A 16,524-nucleotide genomic window follows, 5' to 3' on the forward strand; every position below is an offset into this window, starting at 1 on the left:
ATGCCTGGTTGAAAGCATCCCTGATTCCTGCGTCGCTATCGAGGCTAGAAGATATGGGGTGCCCATGTCATTGAAGGCTTGACAGCCGCGTTTTTTGGAACCGGGGCAGTGCTGTCATGGGAGTCGTTGTCATCTCAACGGGCCTCGCAACCGGCACCGTCACCGTAGTCACGGCGGTGACCTCCGTTCAGTGCGCAATCACCGTTGGTATGGCTCGTGTCTTTCCGATCGAGAAGTTGGCACGGCACCAATGGTTTGGTGGTGTCGACGGCAACATTAAGATCTTGGATAACCGCTGCGTTACGCGATTCCCCGAAAGCACAAGGAATCGAAGCTGACAGCTGGGCCAACCAGCGGCTTCGCGCGGCGATTGAACTCCGGTTTGGCACTCGATATGCTCGCACCCATGTCTGGAAGATCGCGACTGATCTCGAAGTATCGCATTTGATTCGTAAAGCGCGTCGTTAAAGGAGAGCGCGATTGAACATTGCTGGGCGACGGATGCAAACGCATGCGTGGGCGGCGGAGACCGGCAAGGGGCAAAAGTCGACCATGAACAGCCACTCGCGGGCCGTTTCGGTGCAGCATTCGGATGTCGGCTCGACCCTGCCTCCGGTCATGTGATTGAGAGAGACATGAATTCCATCATCAGCGACGCCGTCGTTCAAGTACTTCAATTTGACATCTCGGTCATGTCTCGATTAGGGTCTTTCCCTATCGGGGAGGCCGGTAATCTGCCGTTAAAGGCACTAGGAGCGTCTCTCGCGCGCACATTTCAACAAGCCGGCTTCGGGGCGTCGTACGAGGATCGCTTATTCGTCGTCAGCCCGGCGTGCAATCTACCTAGCGTCGTGGTCAATCGTCGATTTGAGCGTGGCATGTGGGGTCTAGATGACTACGCCTTCTCAGCAATTTCCCAGCGCCAAACCGTTGGTTGGCGATACGACGGACATGTCCTCTAACCCCTTCGAACACACACTGCTGCGTACGCTTGCCGATAACGTACCGCATCGCATCTACGCGAAGGATGTGCAGGGCCGGTTCATCTTCGCCAACTGGGCAGTGGCTCGGGGCATGGGTGTGTCCCACCCCGCCGATCTGCTCGGAAAGACCGATTTCGACTTCTATCCACTCGAACTGGCGAGCGAGTACAACCGACAGGAACAGGAAATCTTAAAGCACGGGCGCTCGCTCCTGAATCAGGAAGAGCGTGCCAGATACCTGCTGCTTAAAAAGGAAGCTTGGCTGATCACGACAAAGGTAGCGGTGCGCGACGACGCCGGCCGGATCGTCGGGCTGGTGGGCCTCAACTACGAGGTCACTGTGCAAAAGGCGGCCGAACTGGCGCTGCAGGCTGCTCACGCGCAGGCAGCGGAGGCAGCAGTTCGGCTGCAAGCCACTGTCGCACGGCTTGACCTAGAAGTGAAAGAGCGCCAACGCTTCGAACAGGAGCTGCGCCATCAGGCGATGCACGACACCCTCACCGGTCTGCCCAACCGGGCGCTGTTGATGGACCGGATTGAACAAGCGATTGAGCTCGCGCGACGCAGCGATCAGTCTCTCACGCTGCTGTTCCTGGATCTCGATCGATTCAAGCTCGTCAACGACAGCCTCGGCCACGCGGCCGGCGACGAACTGCTCCGTGTCGTGACGCGGCGGATCGGCCGCTTGATGCGCGCGGGCGAGACGGTCGCCCGCCTCGGGGGCGACGAGTTCGTCTTGTTGCTGCCCAATCCCATGTCTGCGGAGATGCTCGCAAACTTGACCAACCGCCTGTCCCGAGTCGTGGCCAAGCCGGTGCTCGTCGCCAATCGCGAAGTGTCCGTCACGTGCAGCGTGGGCTACAGCGTCTATCCCCAGGACGGCGGGAACGCGACCACGTTGCTTAAGCATGCCGACGCCGCGATGTACGGTGCTAAAGAAGACGGTGGAAACCGGGTGCGGCGCTACACACCCGACTTGAGCTCGCACGCCGGCGAACGACTGGAGGTCGAGACCCAGTTGAGGCTTGCACTGCAACGCGGCGAGTTCCTGTTGCACTACCAGCCGCAGATCGAGATCGCCAGCGGGCGTATCGTCGGCGTAGAGGCGCTGGTGCGCTGGCAGCATCCGGTACGCGGATTGGTGCCTCCGATGCAATTCATCCCGCTCGCCGAAGAGTCGGGGCTGATCGAGCCGATTGGCGAATGGGTGCTGCGCACTGCTTGCGCCCAGGCTGCAGCGTGGCAGCATAGCGGATTGCCGGCTCTGCGGGTGGGTATCAACGTCTCGGCGCGCCAGTTCCGCAATCCCGCGCTGGAATCGGTGGTTGCGCAGGTGCTCGCCGAGCACGGGCTTGCCCCCGAGCAGTTGGAACTAGAAATCACTGAGAGCCTGTCGATGAAGGATCCGGAAGAAAGCATGCGCATCCTGGCTAGCTTTGCGGCACTTGGCATCAGCATTGCGATCGACGACTTCGGCACCGGCTACTCGAACCTTGCCTATCTGCGCCGATTCCCCGTGCGTCGCATCAAGCTGGATCGCTCGTTCGTCAGCGAACTCGGTTTGAAATCGAGTAGCCACGCCATCGTCGAGGCGATCGTCGCGATGGCTCATAAACTCGATCTGCAGGTCGTCGCCGAGGGAGTTGAGACTACCGAGCAGCGCGACCAATTGCTGCGCTATGGCTGCGACGAGCTGCAGGGCTACTGGTTTTCGCGGCCAGTCGATGCCGCCACGTGCGAGGCTCTGCTGCAAAAGCAATGCGAATTTGAGCGTGGTTCGTACACGGATGCAGCCGTTTGCCGGGCGCTCACTGGGTGACGATTCGAAGGTGTCGATTGCAGTCATACGTCCGGACTCAGTGTCAGGCGCAAGCCTTGTCTGTCGTGGAATCTGCTGGGCGGGGCGGTAAGCTTGTTGCATATGTCGAAATCATTGATCGTCCATTTCGGATGACTATCTATAACGTCGTCAGAGCGAGTGGTTGGCTGGGAAAGGGGCCGCTTGATGCGGATTGCTTCGGCACATTAACCACGATTCCAGTGGTCCACGACTGGTTTGACGAACCGGAGACTGGAACAATCGTGGTACCCCATTAGCGCCAATTGCTGGCGTGCACTATTCAATCCTTCTAGCTCGTATCATCGGGATGGCATTTGCGAGGTAAAATAACGCATTCGTCATTTACATCCTTTGGGAAGTAGCGTTTTCATGACCCAGTCGCCGCCCGCATCTCCATCAGGCAAGCATGCCCCCATTTAATCCGGAGACTGCGCGCGTCTGATTGGCGACTTGGCCGATGATGACGCCGTGCATGCAAGTGGGCATCGGACCGTGCCCCGGCGACCGGACAAGGTTGAACTGGCGGTCCTCACGGCGCTAGCCGACACCTACGGCTCCGAAATTTTGCACAACGCATCGCTTGGCTACTCGCTGCGCGTGTTCGCCCGGTATGGTGGCGTGGCATTCGTCCAGCGCGTCTTGTGGGGCGAGTCCGCGTCCGATGTGCAGCTCGCCACAACGCTCGGCGTTCACGCAGGTCACGCTCGTCTTCAGCGACGACCTTATGGCCGAAGCGAACGACATCCTCGCCGGGTTCAGGCTGCGGCCGCCGGGCGAACCGACGTCAAAGCAGGCCGAGCGTGGCTGAAAACACTACCCCCTACCGGCTACACCACGAAAGATCTCGCGGCCGTGCGCGCGTATGTGCAGCGCGCGGCACCCGCAATGGCCGGGTGGCCCTATTACGACCTACAGTTTTGCGGCGACGCCGTCGGTAATGGAGCGACACCTTCGCACATGCGGAAACGTCAGACGCACACTGATTGATTCACGCCTATCGACTCGGCCAAACAGGAAGGCCTTGAGCGGGAACTCTGCTGCTCAAGAGGCACTCAATAGGACCGGCAGCCCATCGACGTCGAATGAAACGAACATGCCCACGGTTCCCGCTTTGATCGATTCCACCATTTTGTTCAAAGGCGCTTCCGCGTTTTCGGAACTGGGTGCGTGCCCGTTTTTGCCCGAGAGCGCTGCTACGAAGACGATCGTCCAGTCCTGAAGGACCTGCCGGGATTCCTCGAGCAATTCGTCAAATCCGCCTAGTTCCTCTGGCGTTTTGTCGAGGCATGCCAACGGCGTCAGGGCCCCGCCAACACCTGATTCAAAACGGGTTCGCTGCTCCGGCGTGCAGTCCTCGGGCAACTCCACTCGGGTGAAAACGAATAACAACCGCTGAGGCTGCGCTTGCTGCCGCGCGGCAGTGACCAGGTCCTCAAAACTCGAAATACTCGTACTCATGTTTGTACCTCCTTATGGCAGGACGCCGGTATGGGCGCCGCGCGGTGGTCAACCGCTCAACCGCGGTTGACTTGTCCGTCCAAGCGAGTCCGCCGCACGCCCGATTGGTAGAGCAGGATAAGGGATACCCAGACAATTCCATAGAGCAACATGAAGCAACTCGAGCGCAGGCCGAACCAGTCGAGGATGACGCCGAAGAGGACCGGTAGCAGAAAGCCGCCCAATCCACCCGCCAAACCAACAATGCCGGTGACCACACCCATTTGCTCCGGAAAATCGTCAGCGACATATTTGAAGGTGGACGCCATGCCGAACGCAAAAACCGCACCGAGGATAAACAACAATCCAATAAACACAGGCAGCCCCAGGTGAATATGGAAGCTGCGCGGGCCATTGATCGTGCTCACGATAAAGGCCGTATCCGGGTACGACAAGAGGAACAGGCATACCCATGCTACCCACAATCCCCACCACGTCACCTTGTGCGCGCCGAACCGGTCAGAGAGGCTGCCGCCGAGCGCCCGTAATACCGACCCGGGAAGCGAGAAGCCTGCTGCCAATGCTGCAGCGGCAACAACTGACAGACCGAACTCACCCTTCAGGTACTGGGGAATCCATAGCGACAAGGCAGTGAAGCCACCAAAACAAATCGAGTAGTACTGGCAGTACTTCCAGACCTTCGGGTCTTTCAACACGAGGAACTGCTTGTACAAAGAGCCCGACGTCTTGTCGGCGCCCGGATCGGGTGCGGACCCCAGCCAGAAAATAACCGCGGTGACCAGCAGCGCCAACGCGTAGATCTTCGGGACGGCTCTCCAGCCGTAGGCTGCCTGCAGCGATGGCGTGATGAACAGATTCACCGCAGCGCCGACCGTGCCAGCACCGAAAAATCCCATCGCGAAGCCGCGTTTTTCAGGGGGAAAGAAGCGGGCGACGTAGGGCGTTCCCACCGCAAACGATGCGCCGACGGCGCCGAGAAACAGTCCGATCGCAACGAACTGCCAGAACGCCGTCGCAAAGGAAATCAGGAACACCGGGATGGCACAGAGAACCAGCAATACCGTCATGACCAGGCGACCCCCGAAACGGTCGGTCCAGATGCCGAGCGGCAAACGCAACAACGCGCCAGTCAGAACCGGTGTTGCTGTCAGCAGCCCGAACTCGGTGCTGTTCAGGTTGAGATCGGTTCGTAGCTGGATGCCGATTACGCCGAACATCATCCAGACCACGAAGCAGACCATGAAGGCCAGCGTGGTGACACATAACACCAGCATCGGACTTTTTCGTGAGGCCATAGCTGCTCCAGATCAGGATGCCCAGAGTGCCGGCTGGCACTCGGGCGCGATCAATTGGCACGGAGTTGAAGGAAACTTTCAGAGGCAACGCCCGGAGCGCTACTGCAATAGCAGGCCGGGGCGTACATCCAGAGTGATGCCGCGCAGATCGGCGCTTGCCGCCAGCAGCGTCAGATATTGCTGAATCGACTTATGCCTGACATGCTCAAGAAGATAACGTCCGATGGTTTCCCGTACTGCTTCGAACGGCAGCGCGAGCCCCTCGATCCGGCGCTCCACGAACACGATATGAAAGCCATACCGCGTGTTGACAAGCCCCGTCAGCAAGCCAATCTGCCTGCTGTCGAAAATTGCCTTCTCGAATTCAGGTACGCTCTCGCCGCGGGTCAACTGACCGAGATTTCCGCCGACCTGAGCGGACGGGCAGTTTGACAAGGTCGTGGCAAGCGTCTCAAACCGATCAGGGTGCTGCACGAGTTCTCGATGCGCCTCTTCCGCGCGGGCGCGAACCTGGGTCATGGCGGCCTTGTCTGTCAGCGCAAAGAGGATGTGGCGCACAAAGACCAGGTCCGGACTGCGAAACTTCTGCGAATTTGCCGCGTAGTAGCGCTGACATTCCTCATCAGATGGCACGGGAGTCGCACATTCCAGTTCCAGCAGGCGGTCGGTGACCTGATCATCGAGTTCGGCGTGCGCCACAAGCAAACCCATCGTCGCGGCTCGCTGTGTGAGCAACTCACGCACCACCAATGCCAGACGCGCGGCCCTGTCTGGATCGGATTCGTTCAGGTGGGACGCAGATTCGGTATCAATTGCAGCTGCATCGATCAGGACGCCGTTGACACTGAGTTCGACCAGGTCTGATACCGCCGATGCGTCAATCGTGTTTGAAGACATGTGATGTTCCTCGCGTTAGCGCTTACGCACGATCTGGTGCGGCCGAAACAAATAGGCTACGGTTGCCATGCCACTCCAGATATGAACAAGACGCGTGAAGGGAGAAATGAGGAAGATCGTGAAGCCCAGCACAATATGAATTTTGTAGACGAGCGGCACGGGCACAATGAGATCGGCGACGGATTGAAACGTGACGATTCCTTTGACATAGGTGCTCAGCGTTTCGAACATGACCCCGTCCATGTGGGCTAATGAAAGTGGGACGGTGGAAAGTCCGAGCGCAAGCTGCAACCACAATATGAGCAGGACCAGAATATCCGCGTGCGCGCTGTTGATGCGAATTCGCGGGTCCGATAGCCGTCGATACAGCAAAATGGATAAGCCGATGATTGCAACGATGCCAGCACTCCCGCCCGCAGCCATTGCAATGAATTGATGCTGCGAGGCGTTCAGGAACGGCGAAACCATCCAGTGCGGCGCCAGAAAGCCGGCAAAATGACCGCCAATGACGATCAGTACACCGATGTGAAACAGATTGCTTCCAAGACGTAGTTGTCGGCGTCTGAGCAGTTGCGAGGAATCGCTCTTCCAGGTGTACTGTTCCCGATCGAAACGGATCAGGCTGCCAAGCAGCCAGATCGCGAGACAGATATAGGGATAAATGCCAAACAAAAATGAATTGATGAAGTGCTGATTCATGAGGCATCTCCAACGAGAATCTTGCTTGAATACGGTAACCAGTTTTGCCGGGCTACCGCGACGGTCTCTTGTCGTAAAACTGGATAGACTGAGGCTGTGCCGAAACCGGGGCTGGCGCACCCAGGAAGCTGACGGGTTTGTCCTGCCACTCGCGATCGAGCGCCTCGCCATCGATCGCCGGGTCTGGAACGTGCACGGGTGGTGTGACGTCCAGCGGCGGCTCGCCGGCGAGCGGCAACAAAGCGGCTACCACCGCGAAGTAGACGCTGCCGCGCTCGGCGAGCTTCGTCGCAATTTGCCGGTTGATGTCGGCAATTTCAGCGAGCAGCGAGCGGGCCTTCGACGGTGTTTCCTTCGCGAGGAATTCCAGGAAGACGGGGAGATAATCAGGCAGCTCGCCTCTGCCTAGAAACAGCCCTTTTGCTTCGTACATCGCCAGCAAATCGACCATGGCTTGACCCCGCTCGCGTGACTCGCCATGCACATGTTCGAACAGGTAAAGCGACATTGCCCGCCCACGATCAAACGTTTCAACGTAGTCTTCCTGCAAGTCCAGCAGCGGCCGCGACGCCAACTGGTTGACCAGCGCGATCAACGCGTCACGTGTGGCAGGGGCGAAGGCCCGATGACGTGTCACTGAAGTACGAATCTCCGCCAGCCCCTCAATGAGAGACTCGTCTGGATAGTCGAGCAGCGCGCTCAACATGCTGAAGATCAGTCCGTTGTTGTCCATTACTCACCCGCCGCGCGAATTGGAATTGTCTTGCGATCCTTGCCGATGCCCTTGCGGCCGCCGAACAAACTGGTTTCGGTCGTGCCATCGGAACACCCATTGCCAAACGAGAAGCCACACGATGCGCGCAGGTCGAATGCATCTTCGGCATATTCTCGATGCGCCGTCGGGATGACAAAGCGGTCCTCGTAATTGGCGATCGCAAGGTAGCGGTACATCTCGTCAACTTGTGCGCTGGTCAGATCGACTTCGGCGAGCAGTTCGGGACTTTCGCGACGCTCGACGTGGCGCTCGCGCATGAACGCGCGCATGGCGAGCATTCGTTTGAGAGCGAGGCGCACGGGCGCTTCGCGTCCCGCCGTCAGCAGGTTGGCCAGATAGCGGAGCGGGATGCGCAGCGAATCGACGTCGGGGAGCAGTCCTTTCATGCCGAGGCGGCCATCGTTGGTCGCCGAGTTGATCGGCGACAGGGGAGGGACGTACCAGACCATCGGTAAGGTCCGGTATTCGGGGTGCAACGGGAAGGCGATCTTCCATTCCATCGCCATCTTGTACACCGGCGAATGACGCGCCGCTTCAAGCCAGTTGTCCGGCACGCCATCGCGAGCGGCCTGCTCACGCACAGCCGGATCGTTCGGATCGAGGAAGATAGAAAGCTGTGCCTCGTACAAATCTTGTGGATCCGCAACCGATGCCGCTTCCTGGATCCGGTCGGCGTCGTACAGCAGGACGCCGAGGTAACGAATTCGCCCGACGCAGGTTTCAGAGCACACCGTCGGCTGGCCAGCCTCAATGCGCGGATAGCAGAAGATGCACTTCTCTGACTTGCCGCTTTGCCAGTTGTAGTAGATTTTCTTGTAGGGGCATCCCGACACGCACATGCGCCAGCCTCGGCACTTGTCCTGATCGATCAGGACGATGCCGTCTTCCTCGCGCTTGTAGATCGCGCCGGAAGGACACGAGGCGACGCACGCAGGGTTCAGGCAGTGCTCGCAGAGTCGCGGCAAATACATCATGAAGGTGTTCTCGAACTCCCCGTAGATGTCCGTTTGCACCTGGTCAAAGTTGTAGTCCTGCTTACGCTTTTCGAATTCGCCGCCGAGAATTTCTTCCCAGTTCGGGCCCCATTCGATTTTCTCCATCCGCGCGCCGGTGATCAGCGATCGCGGCCGGGCAACCGGTCCAACCTTGACGTCCGGTGCGTCGTGCAAATGCGCGTAGTCGAAAGTGAACGGTTCATAGTAGTCGTCAATTTCCGGCAGGTTGGGGTTGCCGAAAATAGTCGCGAGCACACGCCACTTGCTACCGGCGCGAAGCTCGATCTTGCCGTTTGCCTTGCGTTTCCATCCACCGTTCCAATGGTCCTGGTTTTCCCAGTCCCTGGGGTAACCGATGCCGGGTTTGGTCTCGACATTATTGAACCACGCGTATTCCATCCCCTCGCGGGAGGTCCAGACGTTTTTGCAAGTGACCGAACACGTGTGGCAGCCAATGCATTTGTCCAGATTCATGACCATGCCGATCTGAGCGCGGATTTTCATTTTTTATCTCTCGACTTATCTCTTGACTCATCGTTGGCCATCGCAAGCGTCGGGGCGCCATGGGCGAGGGTGTGTTGATGACGCGCCGCTTCTGCCGGCGAGAGCACCGACGACGGGGTTGACTCATCTTTCCAGTCGACCGTGTTCATTTTGCGCAGGATCACAAATTCATCGCGATTGGAGCCGACCGTGCCGTAGTAGTTGAAGCCGTAGGAGAGCTGCGCGTAGCCGCCGATCATATGAGTCGGTTTAAGCATGACGCGTGTGACCGAATTGTGGATCCCGCGTACGCCGGTGACTTCGGAACCCGGCGTGTTGATGATCTTTTCCTGCGCGTGATACATCATTACTGCACCCACGGGAATGCGCTGGCTGACCACCGCCCGAGCGGTCAATGCTCCGTTCACATTGAAGGCTTCGATCCAGTCGTTATCGACCACACCAATCTTTCTGGCATCGATCTCGGAGATCCAGACAATGGGGCCGCCGCGCGAGAGCGTCAGCATCAACAGATTGTCGGTGTAGGTGCTATGAATGCCCCATTTCTGATGAGGCGTCAGAAAATTCAATGCTATTTCGAGGTTGCCATTCGAGCGGCTACCTTCCATGCCCACCGTACTGCGTGTATCGATCGGCGGCTTGTAGACGCACAGAGACTCGCCAAAATCGCGCATCCACGCGTGATCCTGATACAGCTGTTGACGTCCCGAAAGGGTGCGCCATGGAATCAGCTCATGCACGTTCGTATAGCTTGCGCTATATGAGACATGCTCGGATTCAATCCCACTCCATGTTGGCGACGAAATAATCTTGCGCGGCTGCGCCTGGATATCGCGAAAGCGGATTTTTTCGTCCTCGCGTGCGCGCGAGAGATGGGTGTGGTCAGTGCCGGTGAGTGCTGACAGCGCCTGCCAGGCTTTGAGCGCGACCGCCCCGTTGGTTTCGGGAGCCAGCGACAGGATCACCTCGGCCGCATTGATTGCCGAAAGAATTTGGGGCCGTCCGTGTGACACACCTTCTTCAGTGACGGCATAATTCAGTGCGCGAAGTTGATCAATTTCTTCGCCGGTTTGCCATGTGATGCCCTTGCCGCCGTTGCCGAGTGAATCGAGAAGAGGGCCGAGCGACGTGAACTTGCGATAGGTGTTCGGATAGTCCCGCTCCACGCTCACGACGCTCGCCATGGTCTTGCCTGGAACCGGATCGCATTCGTTGTGTCCCCAGTCGGCGATCCCATCGGTCTGTGCGATTTCCCCCGGGCTGTCATGCTGGAGCGGCGAGAGCACCACATCGTGCTCTAAGCCCAGATGACCTGCGGTCAATTCAGAGAACTTCTGCGCGATGCCCTTGTAGATTTCCCAATCGCTCTTGGATTGCCATGCGGGATCGACAGCAGCGGAGAGCGGATGGATGAACGGATGCATGTCGGACGTGTTCATGTCGTCCTTTTCGTACCAGGTCGCAGTCGGCAGAACGATGTCCGAATAGAGGCACGTGGTCGACATTCTGAAGTCGAGTGTCACGACCAGGTCGAGCTTGCCCTGCGGTGCTTTGTCGTGCCACTTCACTTCTTTGGGCAAGATCCCGGCGGTGGCTCCCAGGTCTTTTCCCTGCACGCCGTGCTCGGCACCGAGCAGATGCTTGAGGAAATACTCATGTCCTTTGCCCGACGAGCCGAGCAGGTTCGAGCGCCAGATAAACAGGTTCCTCGGGAAGTTTTCCGGTGCGTCGGGGTCCGCGCATGACATTTCAAGCGAGCCGTCCTTGAGTCCCTTCGCGACGTAGGCGGCGGCATCCGATCCGGCTGCTGCCCGGCCGACCTCAAGCGGATTGGTCTTGAACTGCGGTGCCGAGGGCAACCAGCCCATGCGCTCCGCCCGGACGTTGTAATCGATCGGGCTTTCGGCAAACTGACTGCTATCGACCAGCGGCGACAGCAGCTCGGTCACCTTCATGGTTTCATAGCGCCACTGGTCCGTATGCGCATAGAAAAACGACGTCCCGTTCATGAAGCGCGGCGGCCGGTGCCAGTCGGTTGCGAACGCAAGCGGCAACCATCCTGTTTGCGGACGAAGCTTTTCCTGGCCGACATAGTGAGACCAGCCGCCGCCCGATTTCCCTATGCACCCGCACATGACGAGCAGGTTGATGATCGAGCGATAGCTCATGTCCATGTTGAACCAGTGGTTCAGACCGGCGCCGAGGATCACCATCGATTTGCCCTCGGTCTTGTGGGCGTTGTCGGCGAATTCGCGCGCAACGGCGATGACCTCGTTGCGCTTGACGCCCGTGATTTTCTCCTGCCAGGCCGGGGTATAGGGCACGTCGTCGTCGAAGCTGGCTGCGACATTGGCGCCGCCCAGGCCCTGGTCTACGCCATAGTTGGCGATGAACAGGTCGTACACCGTGGCGACGAGCACATCGCCGTCGCGTGTTGCAACTTGACGGACACCGATGCGGCGCGGCAATACGCTGGCATGGCCTGTATGAGTAAAGTGCGTGTGTTCTACATTGCCGAAATACGGGAAGGCGACCTCGATCACCTCATGATGATCCTCCACAAACGACATCACCGGCCGAATCGGCGTGCCTTGTGCATCCTCTTCTTTTAGGTTCCATTTGCCGGCATCGCCGCCTTCCTTTTGGCCCCACCGAAACCCGATCGATCCAACCGGCGTCACGAGCTTTCCACTCAATTCGTCGATGGCCACCGTTTTCCATGCGGCGTTGTTATCTTGACCCAACGCGTCTTCGAATTCGTCCGATCTCAGCAGCCGCTCCGGCACGAAGTGCTCGCCTTGTTTAACGATACGAACGAGGAGCGGCATGTCGGTATAGCGTCGGCAGTAGTCCGCGAAATATGCGCTCTTGCCCGCAACGTGGAATTCCGTGAGCACGACATGGCCCATGGCAAGACCGAGCGCGGCATCGGTGCCTTGCTTCGGGTGCAACCAGATATCGCCGAACTTGGCGCCTTCAGCATAGTCCGGGAAGATCGATACGACCTTGGTGCCGCGATACCGCACTTCGGTCATGAAGTGTGCGTCGGGGGTACGCGTTTGCGGTACGTTGGACCCCCACATCATGATGAAGGTCGAGTTGTACCAGTCGGCCGATTCGGGAACGTCGGTCTGCTCGCCCCAGGTTTGGGGCGAAGCGGGCGGCAAGTCGCAGTACCAATCGTAGAAGCTCAGGTTGACTCCCCCAATCAGTGAGAGATAGCGACTGCCTGCTGCGTAGGACACCATCGACATGGCGGGTATCGGCGAAAAACCAACTATCCGATCCGGACCATGCCGCTTGATCGTGTGGATATTCGCCGCCGCGATGATCTCGTTGACCTCGTCCCAGCTTGAACGAACGAAGCCACCGAGACCACGGCGACGCGTATACGAGGCACGTGCTTGCTGGTCATCGACGATAGCGCTCCATGCTTGCACGGGCTCCAGCGTCAGTCGTTTTTCGCGCCACAACCTGAGCAGCGTGCTACGGATCAGGGGATATTTCAGACGGTTTGCACTGTAGAGGTACCAGGAATACGATGCGCCGCGCGCACAGCCTCGCGGTTCGTGATTCGGCATATCTGGACGGGTGCGCGGGTAATCGGTTTGTTGCGTTTCCCACGTGACGATCCCGCTTTTGACGTAGATCTTCCACGAGCACGAGCCAGTGCAATTGACGCCATGGGTGGAGCGCACGATCTTGTCATGCTGCCACCGTTGCCGGTACGCGTCTTCCCACCCGCGATCCTCCTGCGTGGTCATTCCATGGCCGTCCGAGAAGGTCGGTCTCGACGTGGAAAAGTATTTCAGGCGATCAACAAAATGGCTCATCTGATCTACTCCTCACGTTCGATTTGCGTGCAGTCTATGTGGAATTTATGCATTTCTCGTGAATCTTTTATGGTGCTATTAGCCCCCTCTTTGAAGAGACTACGGGGGAAATATGGCTAAGAAGGAGGGGATGCCTTGTTATTTTTCAGTAATCTATTTTGATTCGTATTGCGAAATGGATCCTGCTTCAGTTTCCGCACGCTCCAGATTCGGTCGTTTTGCCAGGCAGGTCACCTGCGCCTATTTCAACCAGTTCGCTGTGACCGAAACCTCGCGTGTAATCGATCACGTTGACGACGACCGGAACGAGCTTGACGAAGACAACCTGGCCTGGCTCGGCGGGAGGTGACATGTCCCATGCTGTCGGGAAACGCGCGAGGAGCCGGTCCATCGCATGCGCACTTTCTGGAGAATCATCTGCCAGTATGTGCGCGGTCGCAGCCATAGAGAGACCTCTGATCTGGTTCCAAACGTTGTATGCCATGGTTATCGTCATCGATACCTTTTCGCATCGCTGAATATTTTTGATTTTTTGACTGGTGCGCGCCGTGCCGAAGAAGAGGGTCAGGCCGTCGTTGGCGTAGCCAATCACGTTAGCCTGAGGATAGCCATCCTCACGTAGCGTTGCCAGAGACAGATCACGGCCTGATTCGATGATTTCCAATATGAGTTGCCTCTGCTTCGCATCCATGGATGTCTCTCCTTGCCTCGCGAAGCGGGTTGTGTCTCATCGATGGTCGTAGCTTCGCGCCACACCGGGCATGTTCGTTTGACCTAAGTCAAGTCGGTGCTGATCCGTTGTCAAAGGTGTGTTCGACGACAATTATTGATTGGAAACTCGGGCCGTATTATCTGCAGTCCCGGTTCAGACAGCGCTGCTCTGAGCATCAGCGCCGTAACGCCCTTGAAAAGGAAACTGGTGATGCGACCAACATGTGCAGCGTGCCGATGTCCCTGTGATTGGTCGCAAGCAGTCAGTGACGCCAGCCGTGTGGCCGAGCATGCACGTGGTCATACGGCATCGGGATGGATACGCTCATGGTGCTGACATTCCGGTCGATGATGAGGATGCCTCCCTTGGCTGGTGGTTTTAAGCAAACGTCACCGAAACCCGTTAGCGTTTAGCCGACACGCTGTCGTCAATCGTCCCGGGTGAGCAGGACTGGCTCGTCTATGCGCCGAAAACACCGGAAATCTACTATAAATTAGAATATGTCACAACGTGATTCAACGTAAAATAGTTCTTTCTGGGTAGTGGTTTTTGCTAACCAGGCTTGCCGTCTGCCCTTGGCGCAGTTAGATAGGGTGCATATTTCAGCAAATAAATAACCAGTGCCGCGAACCAGCATAGCGCCGCAGCGTCGATCCAGACTTGCGCCGTGCCGCCTCCTAGCCATGGTCCGAAGACGCGAAGAAGGCCTGCCGCGATGATTAATCCGTAGCTCACGATCTCTACCCAGCCCGCAACGAGCGGACGGCCAGTATGTCCGAGCGTCGTGCGGGTGATCATCGCAATGATGGCGCAGCCGATTGCGCCGACGCTGAACGCGTGGAGCGCAAGCGTTTGCGGCACGGCGCCAAGGGCCGCCAGCGCGAGCATGACGAACCCTGCCGGGATCCACGCATAGGCGACATGCAGAATTAAGAGAATGGGCCGCATTCCGGCTCGCCACGAGCGCCATCCCGCAACCCTGACGCCATGCACCACCGCCGCAGCGCAAGCGCATGCCGCGATCAGCAAGGGTGGCGTCTGGAGCGCATCCGCAAGAAAGGTGGCTATGACAACCGGTGCGGACAGGGTCTCGATAAGTTTCCAGCGATTTATTGAAAATCCGGGGATGGCGTTCGTCGTGAACATCGGTACGACGCGCCCCGCGATTACAGTCACGAATATAACCACGAGTCCGACCGCGGCGTATGCGTCGCGCAATGCGAGGTCGCCACGGCCTTGCCACGCCCACCAATGGAAAAGTGCGTTTAATACCCCGAAGAGCGCCAACGCAACAGGCAGGAATAAGTTGCGACGATTATTTGCGGCGATCAACACCCGCAACAACATAACGGCAACGATCGGCAGGAAGGCGGAATCCACGACTGCTGCGACGGGCTCCGGGCCGGTCCAGACCAGGACACGCCCAGCCGCCCAAAGGAGCCAGAGCCACGCGAGCGATGAGCCTCGTGGAGTGTCCAGCGAAGTCCACGCGCGCACGGCTGTAAGCAGAAAGCCCACCACGATTGCGGCAGCAAAGCCGAAGATCATTTCGTGAGCATGCCAGAGGAGACCACTCAAGGCTGCAGAACGACCTGCGACGGGATAGCCGTGAAGGGCGAAAATCCAGAACGCGATAGCAAGCGAGCTGAAGAAGGCCCCGCCAAGGTAGAACGGTCGAAATCCGAGTCGAAGCACTGGCAAGTCAGATGCTTCTTCGCGTGGTGGATCGGGGACCGGTTCGGTGACTCTCATTCCAGCTCCTACAAAACATGCATTCCATGTGAATTTTAATGTGTATTTGACTGAGAGCGGGAAAGTTCTTCGCGCTTCAATTTCGATTGCTGGCGGATGGAGTCGGCAAAACTTGATGACGACCGTCAATGGCGCTCGCTTGTCGAGCGACAAAGCAAGCGGTAACCGAGGACAATATATTGAGGGCTGTTCATTCGTTCGCCGTTCCACCGGATGAGGCATTTCAGCAGTCTGGGATGGGAATACACCGGTGACGATCGAACTCGACGATTGGTTTGCATAGCAAGCGAAGTATTTTGTTGGGCCGCGCGATTCGCTCGTCGAAAAATGCGAGGTAGTTGTTCAACGAGGTCCAGCGAGGAGGAAACCGGTTGGGTGCGTTGGCAGCACGACAAACGTTTCGGAGTGTATGTGTGTGGGTTTGCACGAATGTCGCGACATCGCGCCGATGTCGCCCTGGAGTTGCGGGAAGTGCGACTCAAAGATGGCAATGGTTTTTCGATCTTTCGCTCTGCTGCCCAACCGCTCCGTGATCGAAAACGTGTCGTATGACCTTGAAGCCGCGGGTCGTTCGGGTTGGGAGTGAGGGCACACCGGTTGGCCAGAAGGCGCTGTGGTCGGTCCTGGCGATCCATACCAATAACTCGGGACGATGCCTGCATATGTGTATGAGGCAGCCTGGGAGCGGCTTCAGCGCTCTGTATGCGAAAGTGTTCTGACGTGACAACGCCCTTCGCGACGAGAATCCAAGGGGCGTTTTTCATTCCTCCCGATAGCCCAT

General features: G+C 58.0%; 12 protein-coding genes. 3 read left to right on the plus strand and 9 right to left on the minus strand.

Annotated elements, in window-relative coordinates; genetic code table 11:
• Nucleotides 1–480: 480 nt before the first annotated feature.
• From ACRWA7_RS06630 to ACRWA7_RS06640, 3 genes are all read left to right on the plus strand, one after another.
• Complete coding sequence (locus ACRWA7_RS06630) at nucleotides 481–624, plus strand: hypothetical protein (protein WP_438391979.1); 144 nt, start codon at nucleotides 481–483, stop codon at nucleotides 622–624.
• A gap of 267 nt (nucleotides 625–891) precedes the next feature.
• Nucleotides 892–2,802, plus strand: coding sequence for an EAL domain-containing protein (locus tag ACRWA7_RS06635; RefSeq protein WP_438391980.1), 1,911 nt, complete (start codon nucleotides 892–894; stop codon nucleotides 2,800–2,802).
• A 471-nt stretch (nucleotides 2,803–3,273) separates the two neighbouring features.
• On the plus strand, nucleotides 3,274–3,810 hold the full coding sequence (locus tag ACRWA7_RS06640; RefSeq protein ID WP_438391981.1) for a hypothetical protein: 537 nt from the start codon (nucleotides 3,274–3,276) through the stop codon (nucleotides 3,808–3,810).
• A gap of 54 nt (nucleotides 3,811–3,864) precedes the next feature.
• Here the strand turns inward: ACRWA7_RS06640 and ACRWA7_RS06645 are convergent, their stop codons facing one another.
• From ACRWA7_RS06645 to ACRWA7_RS06685, 9 genes are all read right to left on the minus strand, one after another.
• Entirely contained in the window at nucleotides 3,865–4,281 is a 417-nt protein-coding gene (locus tag ACRWA7_RS06645) for a ribonucleotide reductase subunit alpha (RefSeq protein ID WP_438391982.1), read from the minus strand.
• A 56-nt stretch (nucleotides 4,282–4,337) separates the two neighbouring features.
• Nucleotides 4,338–5,576: an MFS transporter gene (locus ACRWA7_RS06650; protein ID WP_438391983.1), complete on the minus strand. Its 1,239-nt coding sequence runs from the start codon at nucleotides 5,574–5,576 to the stop codon at nucleotides 4,338–4,340.
• Between the two features lie 99 nt (nucleotides 5,577–5,675).
• Nucleotides 5,676–6,473, minus strand: coding sequence for a peptidylprolyl isomerase (locus tag ACRWA7_RS06655; RefSeq protein ID WP_438391984.1), 798 nt, complete (start codon nucleotides 6,471–6,473; stop codon nucleotides 5,676–5,678).
• A gap of 15 nt (nucleotides 6,474–6,488) precedes the next feature.
• Complete coding sequence (gene narI, locus ACRWA7_RS06660; protein ID WP_438391986.1) at nucleotides 6,489–7,172, minus strand: respiratory nitrate reductase subunit gamma; 684 nt, start codon at nucleotides 7,170–7,172, stop codon at nucleotides 6,489–6,491.
• 52 nt (nucleotides 7,173–7,224) lie between these two features.
• Nucleotides 7,225–7,905 (minus strand): nitrate reductase molybdenum cofactor assembly chaperone, encoded by a 681-nt coding sequence (gene narJ, locus ACRWA7_RS06665; protein ID WP_438391987.1) that lies wholly within the window; start codon nucleotides 7,903–7,905, stop codon nucleotides 7,225–7,227.
• Nucleotides 7,905–9,446, minus strand: coding sequence for a nitrate reductase subunit beta (narH, locus tag ACRWA7_RS06670; RefSeq protein ID WP_438391988.1), 1,542 nt, complete (start codon nucleotides 9,444–9,446; stop codon nucleotides 7,905–7,907). The genes narJ and narH overlap by 1 nt, the downstream gene beginning before the upstream one ends.
• A complete protein-coding gene (locus tag ACRWA7_RS06675) occupies nucleotides 9,443–13,279 on the minus strand; it encodes a nitrate reductase subunit alpha (protein WP_438391989.1) in 3,837 nt (1,278 codons plus the stop codon). Before ACRWA7_RS06675 ends, narH begins: the two co-directional genes overlap by 4 nt.
• A 187-nt stretch (nucleotides 13,280–13,466) precedes the next feature.
• Complete coding sequence (locus ACRWA7_RS06680) at nucleotides 13,467–13,970, minus strand: pyridoxamine 5'-phosphate oxidase family protein (protein ID WP_438391990.1); 504 nt, start codon at nucleotides 13,968–13,970, stop codon at nucleotides 13,467–13,469.
• Nucleotides 13,971–14,543: 573 nt separating this feature from the next.
• Nucleotides 14,544–15,743: an NnrS family protein gene (locus tag ACRWA7_RS06685; protein WP_438391991.1), complete on the minus strand. Its 1,200-nt coding sequence runs from the start codon at nucleotides 15,741–15,743 to the stop codon at nucleotides 14,544–14,546.
• Nucleotides 15,744–16,524 lie beyond the last annotated feature (781 nt).

Origin of the sequence: Caballeronia sp. DA-9 (genome assembly GCF_051615025.1) — a bacterium.
GTDB classification, from domain to species: Bacteria; Pseudomonadota; Gammaproteobacteria; order Burkholderiales; family Burkholderiaceae; genus Caballeronia; species Caballeronia sordidicola.